The sequence below is a fragment of the Streptomyces sp. NPDC053673 genome, from assembly GCF_055585225.1.
In genome coordinates, this window is sequence record NZ_JBVJKN010000009.1 from 154174 (window position 1) to 170356 (window position 16183).

Annotated in this window: 15 protein-coding genes; 2 read left to right on the forward strand and 13 right to left on the reverse strand. The window is 68.6% G+C overall.

Annotated elements, in window-relative coordinates; translation table 11 throughout:
• Positions 1–100: 100 nt before the first annotated feature.
• From ACZ6ZQ_RS15910 to ACZ6ZQ_RS15955, 10 genes are all read right to left on the reverse strand, one after another.
• Entirely contained in the window at positions 101–1216 is a 1116-nt protein-coding gene (locus ACZ6ZQ_RS15910; protein ID WP_469769123.1) for a response regulator, read from the reverse strand.
• 51 nt (positions 1217–1267) lie between these two features.
• Complete coding sequence (locus ACZ6ZQ_RS15915; protein ID WP_469769124.1) at positions 1268–2602, reverse strand: sensor histidine kinase; 1335 nt, start codon at positions 2600–2602, stop codon at positions 1268–1270.
• A gap of 25 nt (positions 2603–2627) precedes the next feature.
• The gene (locus ACZ6ZQ_RS15920) at positions 2628–3515 is read right to left on the reverse strand and encodes a DUF5936 domain-containing protein (RefSeq protein ID WP_469769125.1); all 888 of its coding nucleotides are present in this window, start codon (positions 3513–3515) and stop codon (positions 2628–2630) included.
• A gap of 16 nt (positions 3516–3531) precedes the next feature.
• Positions 3532–4473 (reverse strand): type II secretion system F family protein, encoded by a 942-nt coding sequence (locus ACZ6ZQ_RS15925; protein ID WP_469769126.1) that lies wholly within the window; start codon positions 4471–4473, stop codon positions 3532–3534.
• A 10-nt stretch (positions 4474–4483) separates the two neighbouring features.
• Positions 4484–5821 carry a CpaF family protein gene (locus ACZ6ZQ_RS15930; protein ID WP_469769127.1) on the reverse strand — a complete coding sequence of 446 codons (1338 nt, stop codon included), beginning with the start codon at positions 5819–5821 and terminating at the stop codon, positions 4484–4486.
• Positions 5822–5894: 73 nt separating this feature from the next.
• On the reverse strand, positions 5895–6299 hold the full coding sequence (locus ACZ6ZQ_RS15935; RefSeq protein WP_469769128.1) for a TadE/TadG family type IV pilus assembly protein: 405 nt from the start codon (positions 6297–6299) through the stop codon (positions 5895–5897).
• 4 nt (positions 6300–6303) lie between these two features.
• A complete protein-coding gene (locus ACZ6ZQ_RS15940; RefSeq protein WP_469769129.1) occupies positions 6304–6732 on the reverse strand; it encodes a TadE family protein in 429 nt (142 codons plus the stop codon).
• 3 nt (positions 6733–6735) lie between these two features.
• Positions 6736–8001 carry an AAA family ATPase gene (locus ACZ6ZQ_RS15945; RefSeq protein ID WP_469769130.1) on the reverse strand — a complete coding sequence of 422 codons (1266 nt, stop codon included), beginning with the start codon at positions 7999–8001 and terminating at the stop codon, positions 6736–6738.
• 7 nt (positions 8002–8008) lie between these two features.
• Complete coding sequence (cpaB, locus tag ACZ6ZQ_RS15950; protein ID WP_469769131.1) at positions 8009–8716, reverse strand: Flp pilus assembly protein CpaB; 708 nt, start codon at positions 8714–8716, stop codon at positions 8009–8011.
• Between the two features lie 122 nt (positions 8717–8838).
• Entirely contained in the window at positions 8839–9723 is an 885-nt protein-coding gene (locus ACZ6ZQ_RS15955; protein ID WP_469769132.1) for a hypothetical protein, read from the reverse strand.
• A 778-nt stretch (positions 9724–10501) separates the two neighbouring features.
• Here ACZ6ZQ_RS15955 and ACZ6ZQ_RS15960 point away from each other — a divergent pair.
• On the forward strand, positions 10502–12199 hold the full coding sequence (locus ACZ6ZQ_RS15960; RefSeq protein ID WP_469769133.1) for a chitinase: 1698 nt from the start codon (positions 10502–10504) through the stop codon (positions 12197–12199).
• A 136-nt stretch (positions 12200–12335) separates the two neighbouring features.
• On the opposite strand, the gene ACZ6ZQ_RS15965 is transcribed toward ACZ6ZQ_RS15960, so the two are convergent.
• Both ACZ6ZQ_RS15965 and ACZ6ZQ_RS15970 read right to left on the reverse strand, forming a co-directional pair.
• Positions 12336–12800, reverse strand: a complete 465-nt coding sequence (locus ACZ6ZQ_RS15965; RefSeq protein ID WP_469769134.1) for a hypothetical protein — start codon at positions 12798–12800, stop codon at positions 12336–12338.
• 22 nt (positions 12801–12822) lie between these two features.
• Positions 12823–14061: an Nramp family divalent metal transporter gene (locus ACZ6ZQ_RS15970; protein ID WP_469769135.1), complete on the reverse strand. Its 1239-nt coding sequence runs from the start codon at positions 14059–14061 to the stop codon at positions 12823–12825.
• A gap of 207 nt (positions 14062–14268) precedes the next feature.
• On the opposite strand from ACZ6ZQ_RS15970, the gene ACZ6ZQ_RS15975 reads away from it, so the two are divergent.
• Positions 14269–15633, forward strand: coding sequence for a M14 family metallopeptidase (locus tag ACZ6ZQ_RS15975; RefSeq protein WP_469769136.1), 1365 nt, complete (start codon positions 14269–14271; stop codon positions 15631–15633).
• Between the two features lie 126 nt (positions 15634–15759).
• On the opposite strand, the gene ACZ6ZQ_RS15980 is transcribed toward ACZ6ZQ_RS15975, so the two are convergent.
• Positions 15760–16173 (reverse strand): RidA family protein, encoded by a 414-nt coding sequence (locus tag ACZ6ZQ_RS15980; protein ID WP_469769137.1) that lies wholly within the window; start codon positions 16171–16173, stop codon positions 15760–15762.
• Between the last annotated feature and the right edge of the window lie 10 nt (positions 16174–16183).

Genomic DNA, 16183 nt, shown 5'->3' on the forward strand with positions numbered 1-16183 from the left:
CCCACAGCAGGGTCCCAGGGCCCATTCCCAGACCCAAAGCGGGACTTGGGCCTCCCCCGTGCCGGGGTGGGCCCAGCGGCCCGTCCCGGTCCTCCTCCGTTCAGCCACGGCCGGCCACCCCCCTGTCGGGGCCGGTGCCCGAGCGCGCCGTGCCCAGCCACACCGCGATGGCCTCGCTCCTGCTCACACTGTGAAGTTTCGCGAAGATGCGGTTGATGTGGTTCTTGACCGTCTTCTCGCTGATGAAGCAGGTGGCGGCGATTTGCTGATTGCTCATACCGGACGCGATCAGGTCCATCACCTCCACCTCCCTTGAACTCAGTCCGAACTCTTCCTTGCTTCGCGACGGTTGGGGCTGAGGTGCCTGCGGCCCCGGATCGAAGCCGTACCGTCCAGAAGACTGTGCCACATTCGATTGCAGATGCGAAGCACCTTCGCTCGGATTCGATGAACTCGAGACAATCGGCGCGGGCTGAGGCGGCATCTGAGACGGCATCACGGCCGGGTGGGCACCGGTGTGGGCGGCCGGTGGGCCCCCGGTGTGGCCGGACGCCTGCCCTCCCGTCTCGTACGCCCTTCCGAGTCCGTCGGGCAGTTGCGGGGCGTCTCCGGGGCCGGGCGCGGGGCTGCCGCCCCTGAACTGCGCCAGCAGCGCGTTCGCCGCCGTTGCGGTGAAGTGGGCGCGGCCCTCCTTCACGTCTCTCACCGCGGCGACCAGCTGGTCCGCGGTGAACTCGCCGTGCACGAGGTAGCCGCCGGCACCCAGCCGCAGCGCTTCCTGGACGATGGCGTTCTCCCGGCTGTACGTCAGCATCATCACCGGCGCCGCCTGGACCAGGTAGGGCAGCGCCGAGAGGCCGTCGACACCCGGCATCCGGACGTCGAGCAGGATCACGTCCGGGCGGTGCTCGTGCGCCGCGTACAGGGCCTGCTGCCCGTCGGCGGCCTCTGCGACGACCTGGATGTCGTCCCGGCCGTCGAGCAGAACCGTCAGTCCGGCTCGGACCACGGGATTGTCGTCGGCGACGACGACCCGCAGCGGGGCCTGCGGAGGGGGACTCTGGGGCTGTGCGGGGAAGGGTGGGGCCGACTGAGGGACGGGAACATGAGCGGGTGTGTGCTCCGAGTGGAGCGGAGCCGTATGGGACGACGTGTGCTGTGAGACATGCGGGGTGACGAACTGCTGCCCCGATGTACGGGAGATCTCGTCCGGCATCTTGCGGCCTCCTCTCAAGGGTTGGGGACTGTGTGTGTGGGGGGAGCGGGCTCAGGTGCCGGCCGCCGGGACCGTCGCGGTCGGATCGGCGGGCAGGATGGCGGCGACGGGCAGGTCCAGGCGCACCTCGGTGCCGGAGGTCGTACGCCCGCGGCCGATGCGGATGCGCGCGCCGATCCCGGCCGCGCGCTCGACCATGCCCACCAGACCGAAGTGACCGGCTCTGCGCAGCCCGTCGAGCGTGGTGCCGGGCGGCAGACCGCTGCCGTTGTCGAGGACGCTGACGCGCAGCACTCCGTCGGCGATCCCGGTCTCGACCGTCACCTGGGTCGCGTTCGCGTGGCGGTGGCTGTTCTCCAGCGCCTCCGAAGCGACGGTGAGCATCTGGCGGGCGACGGCGTACGGGACGGGCGGCACGGGAGCGCTGCCCGTGCGCCGGAACTCCGTGGTGATCCCGGAGCGGCGTCCGAAGTCGGTGACGCGGGCGGAGAGTTCTCCGGCGAGGTCCACGCCGGAGGCCTGCAGATCGCCCTCGCGACGGAGGTCGCTGAGCAGCTCGCGGGACTCGGCGGCGGCGCGGCGTGCGGACCGGGCGACCAGTTCGGCCTGGTGCTTGACGGTGAGGGGGTCCATCCGGTCGGCCGTCGAGGCGAGACCGTCGGCGGCGAGTGCGAGGCCGTGCAGGGTCTTGGCCACCGAGTCGTGCATCTCGCGGGCCAGGCGCGCCCTTTCGCCGCCCACGGCCTCGTTCACGGCGAGCCGCGCACGGGCCTCGGTGAGCGCCTGGCTGGCCGAACCGAAGCGGAGCAGGAGGTTGCGCAGGGTCACACCGATGGCACCGGTCACGACGCAGAGCCCCGGCAGCAGCAGGGAGGTGCGGATGGTGGCCTCAGCGTGGGAGTCGGCGCCGTAGACCGCGAACAGGACCAGCGCCTGGAGGCAGGCGAAGAAGGCCGCTCCACGCCAGCCGTAGGCGAGCCCGGCCAGCAGCGGCGTGCAGATCGTGACGTAGCCCAGTGTGCTCTCCGGGCCGGCAGTGATGAGCAGCAGGGCGCCGAAGAGGGCGTCCACGGCGAGCAGCCAGGGGTGGCGCAGCAGTAACGGACCGAACCGCTCCCAGTCGCGGAAGAGTCCATACGACACCATGAAGGTGACCAGCACGCCGGACGCGACGAGATAGGTGGGCACTCCCGCCCTCGCCGATCCGAGCGCGAGCGGGGTGGACAGCGCGATCATCGCCAGCCGGAAGCCGAAGACCTGACGGCACAGCGCCTGAAGGGCGTTGATCTGGATCGCGAGCGTCGGAGTGCGGTCCGGATTGTCCGCGGCACGGGCCAGGGAGGCCGTCCCGAGGCCTCCGGCTATCCTCCCGATCTGCAGTGCCACTGCTGTTCCCCCTCCGCGTCCACGGTCAGCCTCCAACCGAGCTGAAGTCGGCGTTCGCGCCGTACACGAAGGCCGCGACCAGCAGGATCATGGTGGCCGGGACCATGATCGAAGTGATGGTGAGCGTGGCCTTCGGGACGGCCTTGGCTGCTCGCCGGCGTGCGTTCTGCGCGTCCGTGCGGCGCATGTCGTTCGCGATCTGGATGAGCGTGTCGACGATCGGCGCACCGAGCTCCTCACCCTGCTGGAGCGCGGTGACGAACTGCGCCACCTGCTCGGAGTCATTGCGCTTGCGCAGTTCGTCGAAGGCCTGACGGCGGCTGACGCCCATGTCCATCTGCCGCAGCGTGATGCGGAGTTCGTCGGCCCAGGGCCCCTCGTACTTGTCGGCGACGCGCTCCAGCGCCTCACGGAAGCCGAGACCGGCGCTGACGACGACGGCGAGGACGTCGAGGAAGTCCGGGAGGGTCCGTTCGATCTGGTCCTTGCGCTGCCGGATGGCGGCGAAGATGCCGATCTCCACCCAGAAGAGCCCGAACGCGATCATGAAAAGGGCGAGGAACGTCTGGCCGCGCAGGATCATGGCGAAGGCGCCGAAGAGTCCGAGGAACCCGTAGACGGCCCTGCGTGCGGCATACCGGTCGATGGTGAGACCGCCGGGATTGCCCGCGAGGTCGATCTTGCGGCGGACCTTGTTGACCCGGGCGGGCCCCATCATCCGCAGGACGGAGGGTGCGTACCGCATTCCCAGGCGGTCGACGGCCGAGCCGACCGCGGTGGTCCGGCTCGCACCGACCTCCAGCGCGACGGCGAGATCGCCGGGGAGTTTGGCGTCGGCGCGGTACATGCGGATGCCGTGGAAGGCGCCCGCGACACAGAGTGCGATCGCCAGGGCGAGGACGAGACCGGTCATTGTTGTGCCCTCTCCCTCAGATGTCGATCTTGGACAGGCGGCGGATGACGAAGACCCCGACGCCGTACATCACCAGCGCGGCGACGACTGCGACCTGGCCGAGGAAAGACGTGGTCATCCGGTCGATCGCGCCCGGCATCACCTTGTCCAGGAGCAGCAGCGCGCCCAGTCCCATCACGGGCACCGCGTAGGCGGTCATGTTGACCTGCGACAGCTGGGTGCGGACCTCACGCCTGGTCTCCTTGCGCTCCTCCAGGGTCTCGGTGAGGTTGCGCAGCGAGCCGACGACGGTGCCGCCTGCCCGGTTCGACAGGACCAGCGTGGTGACGAGTACGACGAGCTCCCGGGAGGGCAGCCGGTCGGCGAGCTCGCCGAGGGCGTCGTCGATGGAGTGGCCGACGGCCAGCTTGTCCGCAACCCGTCCGAGCTCCTCGCCCGCGGGTGCCTCCAGCTCCTCCGCGGCCATCGACAGAGCCGTACGCAGGGCGAGTCCGGCCTGGGTGGCGTTGGCGAGGATCCGGGAGAGCTCAGGCAGCTGGTTGATGAACTTCTCTATGCGCTTGTTCCGCTGCCAGGTGAGGAACCCGAACGCGGCCCAGATGCCCAGCAGTCCGGCGATGGGCCCGAAGAACGAGGCGAACACCGCCTGTGCGAGGAACCACAGAGCGAGGATTCCGGCGACCATGTAGACGAGGAACTCGCCCGGGGTGATGTCGAGACCCGTGGCCGCGAGCCGCAGCTCGATCTTCCTGCCGAGGCTGGTGCTGCGGAGCCTGCGGTCGACGCCGCGGAAGCGTCGGCGGCGCCCGGTGAAGCCCTCGAGCTGGCCCGTCTGGGAGAGCCGGTCGACGAGCGCCTGACGCTGGGCCTTGCCCGAGGAGTAGGCGTGTACGCCCATGACTCCCAGCACGCCGAACAGAAGCGTGCCGCCGATCGTGAGCAGAGCGAGATTGTCCATGTCGGTCTACCTACTTGGCCTCTCGGGTGGCGAGCTGGTCCTCGTGTGTTGCGACGCCGAATGCCTGTGGGACGGGCTGACTGGCCATGAAGAGACGGTCGGCGAGGCGGCGCGGGAGCGGGAAGTACTGGAACTCGCCGTACACACGACCGTCGGGGGCCATCGGCCGGGCGTTGAACCGGGCGACGGTCGCGAGCCTGAAGGGCTCCCGGCCACGTGAGTCGAGCATCGCGATCTCGGTGATCTTTCGCGCGCCGTCGGCGTTACGGGTCAGCTGGACGACGCAGTCGACCGCGCTGTTGATCTGGTCGCGCAGCGCCTCGAAGGGGATCTTCACCTCGGACATGGAGGCCAGCGTCTGCAGCCGCATGATCGCGTCCTCGGCGCTGTTGGCGTGAACGGTCGCGAGGGAGCCGTCATGACCCGTCGACATTGCCTGGAGCATGTCAAGCGTTTCGCCACCGCGGACCTCACCGACGATGATGCGGTCGGGGCGCATACGCAGCGAGTTGCGGACCAGGTCGCGGATGGTGATCTGGCCCTTGCCCTCGACGTTGGGCGGGCGGGACTCGAGACGGATCACATGCTGCTGCTGGAGCTGGAGCTCGGCGGAGTCCTCGATGGTGATGACCCGCTCGCCCTCCGGGATGAGTCCGGACAGCGCGTTCAGCAGCGTCGTCTTTCCGGTACCCGTGGCTCCGGACACGATGATGTTGAGCCTGGACTGGACGAGCGCGGAGAGCAGATACAGCATCGGCTCGTCCAGCGAGCCGAACCCGATCATCTCGCTGAGGGTGAACGCCCTGGGGAAGCGGCGGATCGTGAGCGTGGCGCCGGAGAGGGCCAGCGGCGGAATGATGACGTTCACACGCTCGCCGGAGGGCAGCCGGGCGTCGACCATCGGGTTCGACTCGTCGACACGGCGGTTGACCGTGGAGACGATCCGCTCGATCGTCTGCATCAGCTGTTCGTTGGAGGCGAAGCGCATCGGCAGCAGTTCGACCCGGCCGCCGCGCTCGACGAAGATCTGGTCGGGTCCGTTCACCATGATTTCGGTGATGGACGCGTCCTCCAGCAGGGGCTCCAGGACGCCCAGTCCGAGGGCCTCGTCGACGACGCGGCGGATGAGCTGGGACCGCTCGGTCGCCGAGAGGACCGGGCCCTCACGGCTGATGATGTGCCCGAGTACGCGCTCCAGCCGCGCCCGGCGCTCGGCCGTGGCCAGCGCCGACATCTCCGCGAGGTCGATCTCCTCGAGGAGCTTGGCACGGTACGTGGCCACCAGGTGGCCGTCGTCCCGGCCGCCTCCTCGCTCCTCGGGGGCGGTGATGCGTGCCCTCAGGCTCATGTGCGTAACTCCTCGGTCGTACGGGGTGGTGGTGCTTTTTGGCGCTCTTCGGTGCTCTCCGGTGCTCCCCGGGTCAGTCGCTCGGCATGGTGGAGCTGCGCTCGGCGTCGCCCCAGTCGGTGATGCCGGGGACGAGCGATGGGATCTTGATCTTGACGGTGACGGTCACCTCGCTGCCGCCGCTCCGGGGGTTGTAGTCGAACTCGTCGAAGCCGTCCTGCAGCCAGTTGCTGACGGCCTGACGGGCCGTGTACTCCCCCTGGGTCCGGAAGTCGTCGTCGGTCTCGGCACGTGCGCCGGCGCGCGCCGCGGTGCCGGCCTGCGATGCGGCGTAGAAGGCGATGCCCAGCTGGATCGCGCCGAGGCCGAGGATCAGCAGCAGCGGCAGAAAACCGGCGAATTCGAGGGACACGATGCCGCGGTCGCGCCGGTCACGCCGGTCACGCCGGTCACGCCGGTTGTGGATATGCGTACGCATGCCGTCAGCCCTCCTCGACGAAGGCGGCTTCGCCCTTGACCGTGAAGGGGAAGCTCACGGTGCCGGGGAAGAGAATCGGAACCTCCAGCTCGACATCGGCCTTGTAGAGACCGTCGAACCCGTTGCCAACACCGCAGTTGATGTCCGAGCCGTCCAGCCACGAGCCCAGCTGGCTCTCGACGGTTTCGCGGCACTTCTGGTCACGCTGGCCCGCAGCAACCGCTCCGGTCCTCGCACCCTCGTCCGCCGCGTTGCCCGCGAGGATGTACGTGTAGCCCAGCAGGGCGCACTGCCACAGCAGGACACAGACGACGATGATCAGCGGGAACAGGCCGAGGAACTCTACGGCGACCTGGCCGCGGTCATGCTCTCGGCGGCCGCTACGGCCGTGTGCCGTGGCGTAAGCGGCGGGTGGTGCGCTCAGCACGCGCATCGCTCAACTCTCCCCCTCGAATCGACTGCCTCGTCGGCGTCGCAGGCCGACGGAGCCCCGGTCGTTGCGGAACTTTCCGGCTTTCTCGTTGCCCTCGGGCATCTTGACGATTCCCAGCTCACCGGCCAGTCCCCACAGCGCCTGTTTCACGGTGGACCTGGTCTCGAGGTCCTGCATCCGGCCGGCGTCGACGGCCGACTGCAGTTCCTTGAAGTTGGCGGGGACGACCGACCGGGCGACCCGGGTGCCGGTGATCCTCTCCACGAGCGGGGGCTGGATCTCCGTGTTCCGTATGAACCGGTTGACCAGCGTGATGGTTTCCTCGGCCTTGCGGATCTGCAGCCGGTCCCAGAGCCGGACCAAGCGCTTGGCCGCACGGACGGCGACGACGTCCGGGGTGGTCACAAGCAGGGTGATGTCGGCCATTTCGATGGCTGCCGCGTTGGCACCGTTCATCTGCGTACCGCAGTCGATGATCACGACCTCGTAGCGGTTGCGCAGCGCGCTCACGATCTGTCGTACGGACCTGTCGGTGACTTCCTCGCCCCGCTCGCCCTCTCCGGGTGCCAGCAGCAGTCCGATGCCGGTCTGGTGGCTGAAGACGGCGTCCTGCAGCACTCGCGGCGAGATGTCCTGGATGCTCGCGAGGTCCACGATCGAGCGGCGGAACTGCACGTCCAGGTAGGACGCCACGTCGCCGCCCTGCAGATCCATGTCGGCCAGCGCGGTGTTCATCCCGGACGCCCGGGCGGCCAGGGCGAGCTGGACGGCGGTGACCGTGGCGCCCACGCCGCCCTTGGCCCCGGAGACGGTGAGGACGGTGCCACCGGGTCCGGTGAACACGTCGCCGCCCTGCCCCAGGTGGCGGCGTACGCCGACCGACCACGAGGCCGCGGACTGCACCCGCTGGACCAGCTCCTCGTACGACAGCGGCAGTCCGACCAGACCGCGCGCGCCGGAGTCCATGGCCGCGGAGTAGAGACCCGGGCTGGCGTCCGCCGTGACCAGAACGACCCCGACCGCGGGGAAGCGGAGGGCCACCTCCCGGATCAGCTCGAGCGCCGGAACCGGCCCGATCCGCTCATGAACCAGCACGACCTCGGGGAGCTCGTCGATCGACTCGGCGGCCAGCCTTGCGAGCGTGTCGATGAGCGAGGTCGAATCACCGACCGGCCCCGCCGGCTCCGCCTCAGGAAGCTGGCTGAGGAGGGTGGTGATGGATCGGGCGGCGTCGGCGTCACCGACGGCCGGGAGGATTCTGGTGCTCATACGGCCCTCACTTGTCCCCTTCGAGGGTGTACTTGCCCTCACCCGGGCGCAGCGTGGTCGGGCTTCCCTTGGCCAGGAGGGCGAGACGCACGTGCTCCGCGAAGGACTCGGCGTACGCGACGCGCTGGGCGTCCTTGGTGTTCAGGGCGAAGGTGATGGGCACGGCCTCGGTGGCCGCACGGTCCCTGTCGTCGCCCTTGGGCTCCAGGGCGGTCAGCCGCCCGACGTCGATGACCTTGGCGTTGGCGACGATGATGCGGGACTCGTTGTTGGCGCCGTCCTTGTCGCCCCCGAACGTGGCGAAGATGTTGACGGTGTCCCCCGGGGTGATCTTGCCCGCGACACCCGTGGCGGCATCGATCATGATGGCGATCTCCTGCTCGCCGTTCTCCAGTGCCGGCCGCTTGACGATCATGTCGTCCTGGAGCAGAGAGCCCTTGCGCAGCTGAGTGACGGCGATCTTGCCGTCGACCACCGATATGTCGGTCACCGCGTTCCGCGAGAGCCAGCGCTTCGGCATCTTGATCTTCTCGAACTGGCCCGGCTGCAGTGCGGTGTACGGAGCCACGTCCGATTTGATGCGGTACGCATCCACCTCCGGCCCGACCTTGGAATTCACATCACTGATCACCGAGAGCACGCCGACGAACGCGCCGAAGGCGCAGAGGACCGAGAGGAGCAGAAGAATGACGCCGCGGCGTTGCCGTGAATTCATGAGGAGGACAACCTCGCTGGGAGACGTGGACTGACGGAGCGGACAACCAGAAGGCGGCACGATCGGACCGAGGCCTGCGCCGGGGCATCCCGCCACCGGCCTGATCGGCCGCCCGAGGGCGGCTATGACCCGTGGTGCATAGGTGTTCCGTGGTTCAGGACACCAGGAGCGGGTGTTTGGTTCTCGGCCGGCGCCAGCGGCGCGGAGCAGAATCCGCAGCGGTCACCGATGAGTTCGATTCCGCACCAGGAACATGTCTCCCGTCTCACGGACGCGACCAGCTGGTAGACGACGGAGATATCAGGGAGATAGGCAGCGAATTCGATCATCTTCGGGGTGCCCCACCAGCGTGCCGAATCGGCTGGTAGCGCGGCCTCCTGCACGCCCTGGACGTGCCAGGCCGGAGCGAGGGTCGTGGTCACCCAGTCGCTCTGCAGCTGTCCGCTCGCCATGAGCAGCCGGGTGCCGAACTCGGGTCCCGCGAGCTGACCGCCGCCGATCTTGACCAGCTGCGGAGTGGGGTTCGCCAGCACGCCGAACTGCGAACCGGGCACCCATGACTTGGCGTGTGACTTGAGACTCACCGGCACCCGGTCCAGCTTCGCGACCGAGTTGAGCAGAGCGCCCGCGTAGATGTAGTGGGAGAGCAACCGCGCGGCGGAGGCCACGATTCCGGCACTGAAGTCGCAAATGGAGAGCTGCCGCAGCTGCCGTACGAGGACGGCGATCCCCAGCGGCGGCAGGTCCAGCTTCATCAGGGCGATGCGGTCGCTCTCCAGCACGGAGCGGACCGTGTGCAGTCTGCGTTGGTGCGCGAGCGGGATCGAGGCGGGGTAGAGCGCCACCACGTAGCCGTGCTGCTCCAGCAGCACCTGCATGTCGGCGAGTGCGGCGTCCAGCGGCTGCACATCGGGCGACGGCAGCAGCGCGGCTGTGGGCGTCTGCTGGTCCGTTGGCGGTAGCACCAGGTCAGCACTGGTGACGGCTATTGCGGTCGGCACGCTCATTCCCCGTTCAGCTCCAGCCGCCGGGGGTTCCCGGCGACCGCAGTTCTCCCTGCTCGTGCTCCTGCCTCAGCACTTTATCCGCGTCCTACGGGGCAGAGAACACCTTTCTGATCGCTGCCGGGCAACGCTCACGACATGCACACAGGCAAAGCCGGACGAACTCGTCAGTTGTTAACTCATCCATAACTCAAACGAATTACGGCCCGGAGCCTCCGATTCCAGGACCCGAATGAGCGAACCTGCCGGATAACCCGTACCAAGATCGAAAAGGCGCGCGAATTGACACGTGCGCACGAAGCATGTGGATCCAGTTGAGTTGGAGTTCCACCGATCCGGCGGCGAGGCCGCTCGGGTCGATGACGGCGCGCTCATTGATCAATTTCACGCCGGAGGGCGTGCGTACCGACAGCGCAGGCCTCGCCCGCGAACGGCGGTAGCCGCCCGCGACAGAGGCCCCGTAAGCCGGACCGTCCACTGCGCCTGTGCACCGCGCCCTCCCCAGAGCAACGTCAGTGGGCCAATCGCGACCCGGATTGCACACACATCACACGCTGACGGTCACAACCTACACACGGTCGGTCACGAACGGGCCGAAACAGCCCGGTTGACTTCGAGAGATGCTCCCCGCCGCCCGCATGGGCCCGTATACGGCCTTCCTCCAGAGGTCTTGACAACCCGATTGGTCTGGACCAACTTGTACGCCCAGCGGTGGCCACCGTTCCAGCACTCCGAAGCTTCTCCCCCCACACACCGTCAACTCCCCCACCGGAGGCAGCAAGTGGACCGCACCACAGGCGTACGAAGATGGCTCGGCGGAGCCCTGGCGCTGGCCGTCGGCGTCGGGCTCGGGATCGCCGGCGGGGCCGGCACCGCACAGGCCGCGGACGTGAACGTGGCGAAGAACGCCGGGTTCGAGTCGGGGCTCGCCAACTGGACGTGTTCCGGCGGGTCCGGGGCCATCGTGTCGTCGCCCGTGCACGGCGGGGCCGGCGCACTCAAGGGCACGCCCGCCGGGCAGGACAACGCGAAGTGCTCGCAGACCGTGACCGTCAAGCCCAACTCGACGTATCAGCTGAGCGCCTGGGTGCAGGGATCGTACGTGTACCTCGGGGCGAGCGGGACCGGGACCACCGACGTGTCGACCTGGACGCCCGGGGGTTCCACGTGGTCGCAGCTGAGGACCAGCTTCACGACGGGCGCCGGTACGACCTCGGTGACCGTCTACACGCACGGCTGGTACGGGCAGGCCGCCTACTACGCCGACGACATCTCGGTGTTCGGGCCGGACGGGGGCGGCGGCGGTGACCCCGACCCGGTCGTTCCGCCGGCTCCGGCCGGGCTCGCCGTCGGGGCGGTGACCTCGTCGTCCGTGGCGCTGAGCTGGAACGGGGCCTCCGGGGCGACCGGGTACAACGTGTACCGGGACGGCACCAAGGTCCAGTCGGTGACCGGGACCTCGGCCACCGTGACGGGCCTGGCCGCGTCGACCTCGTACCAGTTCCAGGTGACCGCGACCAACGCGGCGGGCGAGTCGCCGAAGTCCGCGGCGGTGACCGGGACGACGTCCGACAACGGCAACCCGGGAAACCCGGCCGTGCCGAAGCACGCACTGACCGGCTACTGGCAGAACTTCAACAACGGCGCCACCGTGCAGAAGCTGCGCGACGTGCAGTCGCAGTACGACATCATCGCGGTCTCGTTCGCCGACTCGACCGCGACGCCCGGCGAGATCACCTTCAATCTGGACCCGGCCGTCGGCTATGGCTCGGTGGACGAGTTCAAGAGCGACATCAGCGCCAAGAAGAGCGCCGGGAAGTCCGTGATCATCTCGGTCGGCGGCGAGAAGGGCAACGTCACGATCAACAGTGACGCCTCCGCGACCGCCTTCGCCAACAGCGCGTACTCCCTGATGCAGCAGTACGGCTTCAGCGGTGTCGACATCGACCTGGAGCACGGCATCAACTCGGCGTATCTGTCGAAGGCGCTGCGCCAGCTCTCGCAGAAGGCGGGCTCCTCACTGGTGCTGACGATGGCTCCGCAGACCATCGACATGCAGAGCACCGGCACCGAGTACTTCAAGACCGCGCTCGCGGTGAAGGACATCCTGACGGTCGTCAACATGCAGTACTACAACAGCGGTTCGATGCTCGGCTGCGACCAGAAGGTCTACTCCCAGGGCTCGGTGGACTTCCTCACCGCGCTCGCCTGCATCCAGTTGGAGGGCGGCCTCGACGCGTCGCAGGTCGGCCTCGGGGTCCCGGCCTCCACCCGTGGCGCCGGCAGCGGCTACGTCGACCCGCAGATCGTGAAGAACGCGCTGGACTGTCTGGCCCGCGGCACCAACTGCGGATCGTTCAAGCCCTCGCGTACGTACCCGAACCTGCGCGGCGCGATGACCTGGTCGACGAACTGGGACGCGACGGCCGGCAACGCCTGGTCCAACGCGGTCGGCCCGCACGTCCACAACCTGCCGTGACCAACCTGCCGCGACCGGCCGGCCGCGAGCAACCAGCGTGACCGATCGGCCCTGACCGATCGGCCCTGACCATCCCCCGACAGGCAGCGTCGCCGCCCCCACCGGCGGCGCTGCCGCCGTGCTGCCCGGCAGGTGCTCAGTACGCGGGCGGGCGGTTCGCGAGATAGAACTGAAGCACCGCGCCGAGCTCTCCGAGCCACTGATGCAGCACGGCCTGGCGGCGGGCGGCGACCCGGCACTCGTAGAGCATGCCGTCGGCATGGGCTACGGCCACCATGAGCACCGTGCCGTGCGGTGCAGGGGCGTGGTGGACGGTCCGGATCACCGACCAGGGGAATTCCATGGTGTGGCCCTGGACCTCCAGGGCCACACCGTTCACGTCGACGATGACGGAGTTGACCTTGTCGTGCACCAGGAACTCCGGCCCGTCGTACGGGGCCTGCCCCGGCCCGCCGTACGGGGCTTGTACCGGCCCGCCGTACGGGGGCTGTACCGGCACGGGTACCGGAGGACCGAAGCCCGGAGGCGGGGGGCCGAAGCCGGGAGGCGGGGGCGGTGCCGCGCCCTGGCTGTGCTGGTCGGGATAGCCGCCGTATGTCATGTCCACCAGTATGGCGGGCCTGTCACCACGGAAGATCGCGCACCTGCTGCACACAGAGCACGACGAACAGCAGTCCGGCCGCGGCCAGCATCCCATTGCTCAGCAGGCCGTTGCGCCACTGGGCGGGCGTACGGGAGGAGTTGAGCAGCCAGATCAGGGTCAGCGCCAGGAACGGCATGAAGAACGCGCCGATCACGCCGTACACGATGACGAGCCCGAACGGCTGGTCGAGGAAGAGCAGGACGATCGGCGGGAAGGTCAGCCAGAGCAGGTACATCCGGAACGCCGGTGACTTCTCGCGGGCGGTCCCGGCCGGGGCGAGGGACGGCCGGTAGTGGCCGACGAAGTCCGCGAACATCAGACTCACTCCGTGCCAGACGCCGATCAGCGAGGTGAAGGACGTGGCGAAGAAGCCGACCAGGAAGAGCTTGGCGGTGGTGGCACCGTAGCGGTCCTCCAGGATCGTGCCGAGGTCCAGCAGGCCCTTGTCGCCCTTGGCGAGCGCGATGCCCGAGGAATGCAGCAGCTCGGCGCCGACGAAGAGCATCGCGACGACGAAGATGCCGGTGGTGATGTACGCGACGCGGTTGTCGAGCCGCATGACCTTCATCCAGCCCGCGTCCTTCCAGCCCTTGGCGTTGACCCAGTAGCCGTACGCGGCGAGCGTGATGGTGCCGCCGACGCCGCCGATCAGGCCGAGGGTGTAGACGAGTGAGCCGTCGGGGAGGACGGGCGCGAGGCCGGCGAGGGCATCGCCGAGATGCGGCGTGACGCGGACCGCCAGATAGACGGTGACCACGAACATCACGCCCACCAGGACCGTCATGACCTTCTCGAAGACGGCGTAGCGGTTGAACCACACGAAGACGAGACCGACGAGGCCGCAGGCGACGGCCCACCACTTGAGGTCCATGACGTCCGGGAAGAGGGCGTCGAGCGGAAGGGCGCTGGAGGACATGGCCGCGGCGCCGTACACGAAGCCCCAGACGACGACGTAACCGACGAAGTAGACCGTGGTCCAGGAGCCGAGGCTGCGCCAGCCGTCGAAGAGGGTGCGGCCGGTGGCGAGATGCCAGCGGCCGGCCGCCTCGGCGAGGGAGATCTTGACAAGACAGCCGATGACGGCCGCCCACAGCAGGGTGTAGCCGAACTTGCTGCCCGCGATCAGCGTCGCGACGAGGTCACCGGCGCCGACGCCGGTCGCCGCGACGACGATGCCCGGGCCGATGAGTCGCCAGCTCGCCTTGCGGGGCGGGGACATTACTGTCCCTTTTTCTGATCCTGTGTCTTCTTCCGTCGTGTCTGTCACGGTTGCGGCCGCCTTTCCCCTCATCATCGAACTCGTGGCCGAAGTGCGCCCTTGACCAGTGCATGCCACACCCCCACCATGTGCCCGTCACATCCGCACCACAAGCACGCCGTTCACGTCGCACTGAGCCACCCCCACACTCCCTACCCAGGAGACAGCATGCGACTTCTCAAACGCGGCAGCGGCCGCAGGTCCGTCACCCGGTCCGCCGCCCTCGCGACCCTGCTCGCCCTCGCCGTGGCGGTCCCTTTCACCGCGACCGCCTCGCCCGCGCCGGAGCCCACGGCCCCCACGGCCTCCGCCGAGACCGAGGAGCAGACCAGGCAGTACGAGATCCACGGCCCGTCCACCGTCGCCGAACGCAACGCCATCGCCGCGACCGGCGTCTCGATCGACGAGGCCCGCGACCACACCGTCGTCATCAGCGCCAACGCCGCCCAGGCGAAGCGGCTCCGCGCACTCGGCCACGAACTCGAAGCCCTGCCCGCGCCGCCGTCGCGCAGGGCGGCGGGCACGGCCGCCGAGCCGTTCGACTTCCCGTCCGCCGACGCGCGCTACCACAACTACGCCGAGATGAACGCGGAGATCGACCAGCGCATCGCGGCCCACTCGAACATCATGAGCAAACGGGTGATCGGCAAGTCGTACCAGGGCCGGGACATCATCGCCATCAAGGTCAGCGACAACGTCGCCACGGACGAGAACGAGCCCGAGGTCCTGTTCACCCACCACCAGCACGCCCGCGAGCACCTCACCGTCGAGATGGCCCTCTATCTGCTGCGTGAGCTCGGCGACGACTACGGCACCGACTCCCGGGTCACCAACGCCGTCAACGGCCGCGAGATCTGGATCGTCCCGGACCTCAACCCGGACGGCGGCGAGTACGACATCGCCACCGGCTCCTACCGCAGCTGGCGCAAGAACCGGCAGCCCAACTCCGGTTCGTCGTACGTCGGCACGGACATGAACCGCAACTGGAACTTCAAGTGGGGCTGCTGCGGTGGCTCCTCCGGCTCCCCCGGCTCGGAGACGTACCGTGGCCGGTCCGCCGAGTCCGCCCCCGAGGTGAAGGTGGTCGCCGACTTCGCACGCTCCCGCGTCGTCGGCGGGAAGCAGCAGATCAAGGCCGGCATCGACTTCCACACCTACAGCGAGCTGGTCCTGTGGCCGTACGGCTACACCAGGTCCGACACCGCCCCGGGCCTGACCCAGGACGACCGCGACGCCTTCGCCACCGTCGGCCGGAAGATGGCCGCGAGCAACGGCTACACGGCCGAGCAGTCCAGCGACCTCTACATCACGGACGGGTCGATCGACGACTGGCTGTGGGGCAACCAGAAGATCTTCGCGTACACCTTCGAGATGTATCCGACGGGCTTCGCGGGCGGTGGTTTCTACCCGCCCGACGAGGTGATCGAGCGCGAGACGAGCCGTAACCGGGACGCGGTGCTGCAGCTGCTGGAGAATTCCGATTGCATGTATCGCTCCATCGGCAAGGAGCAGCAGTACTGCAGCGGAAGCTGAGTCGCAGGTGCGACTGCAGGGCGTCCGGGATGTGAAGTCCCGGGCGCCCCGCGGCTGTACGGCCGTACGCCCGTACAGCCTAGAGAGCCAGACTCAGTGCCGCGGCCACCACGAAGCCCGAGAAGATCAGCTCAGTACGGCGAGGGCGTCGATCTCGATCAGGAGGCCCTTGGGGAGGCCGACGTAGACCGTGGTGCGGGCGGCCGGCACTTCCTCCAGGTTCGCGAAGTACTCGTTGTAAATAGCGTTCATCTCGGCGAAGTGGTCCACATCCGTGAGGTAGACGCGGATCATCATCACGTCGTCCCAGCTCGCGCCGCCCTCCGTCAGGACCGCGGCGACATTGGCGAGGGTCTGGAGGGTCTGCTCGCGCAGGGTCGGCCCGGCGACGGTGGGGGCCGAGCCGGTTCCCTCGCGGTCGGCCGGGAGGAAGCCGACCTGGCCCGCGACCTGGAGGATGTTGCCCTTGCGGACGCCGTGGGAGAACTTGGCCGGCGGGGCGGTGTGGGTGGGGGGCGTGATCGCGGTCTTCTCGGTCATGCGGTGTCCT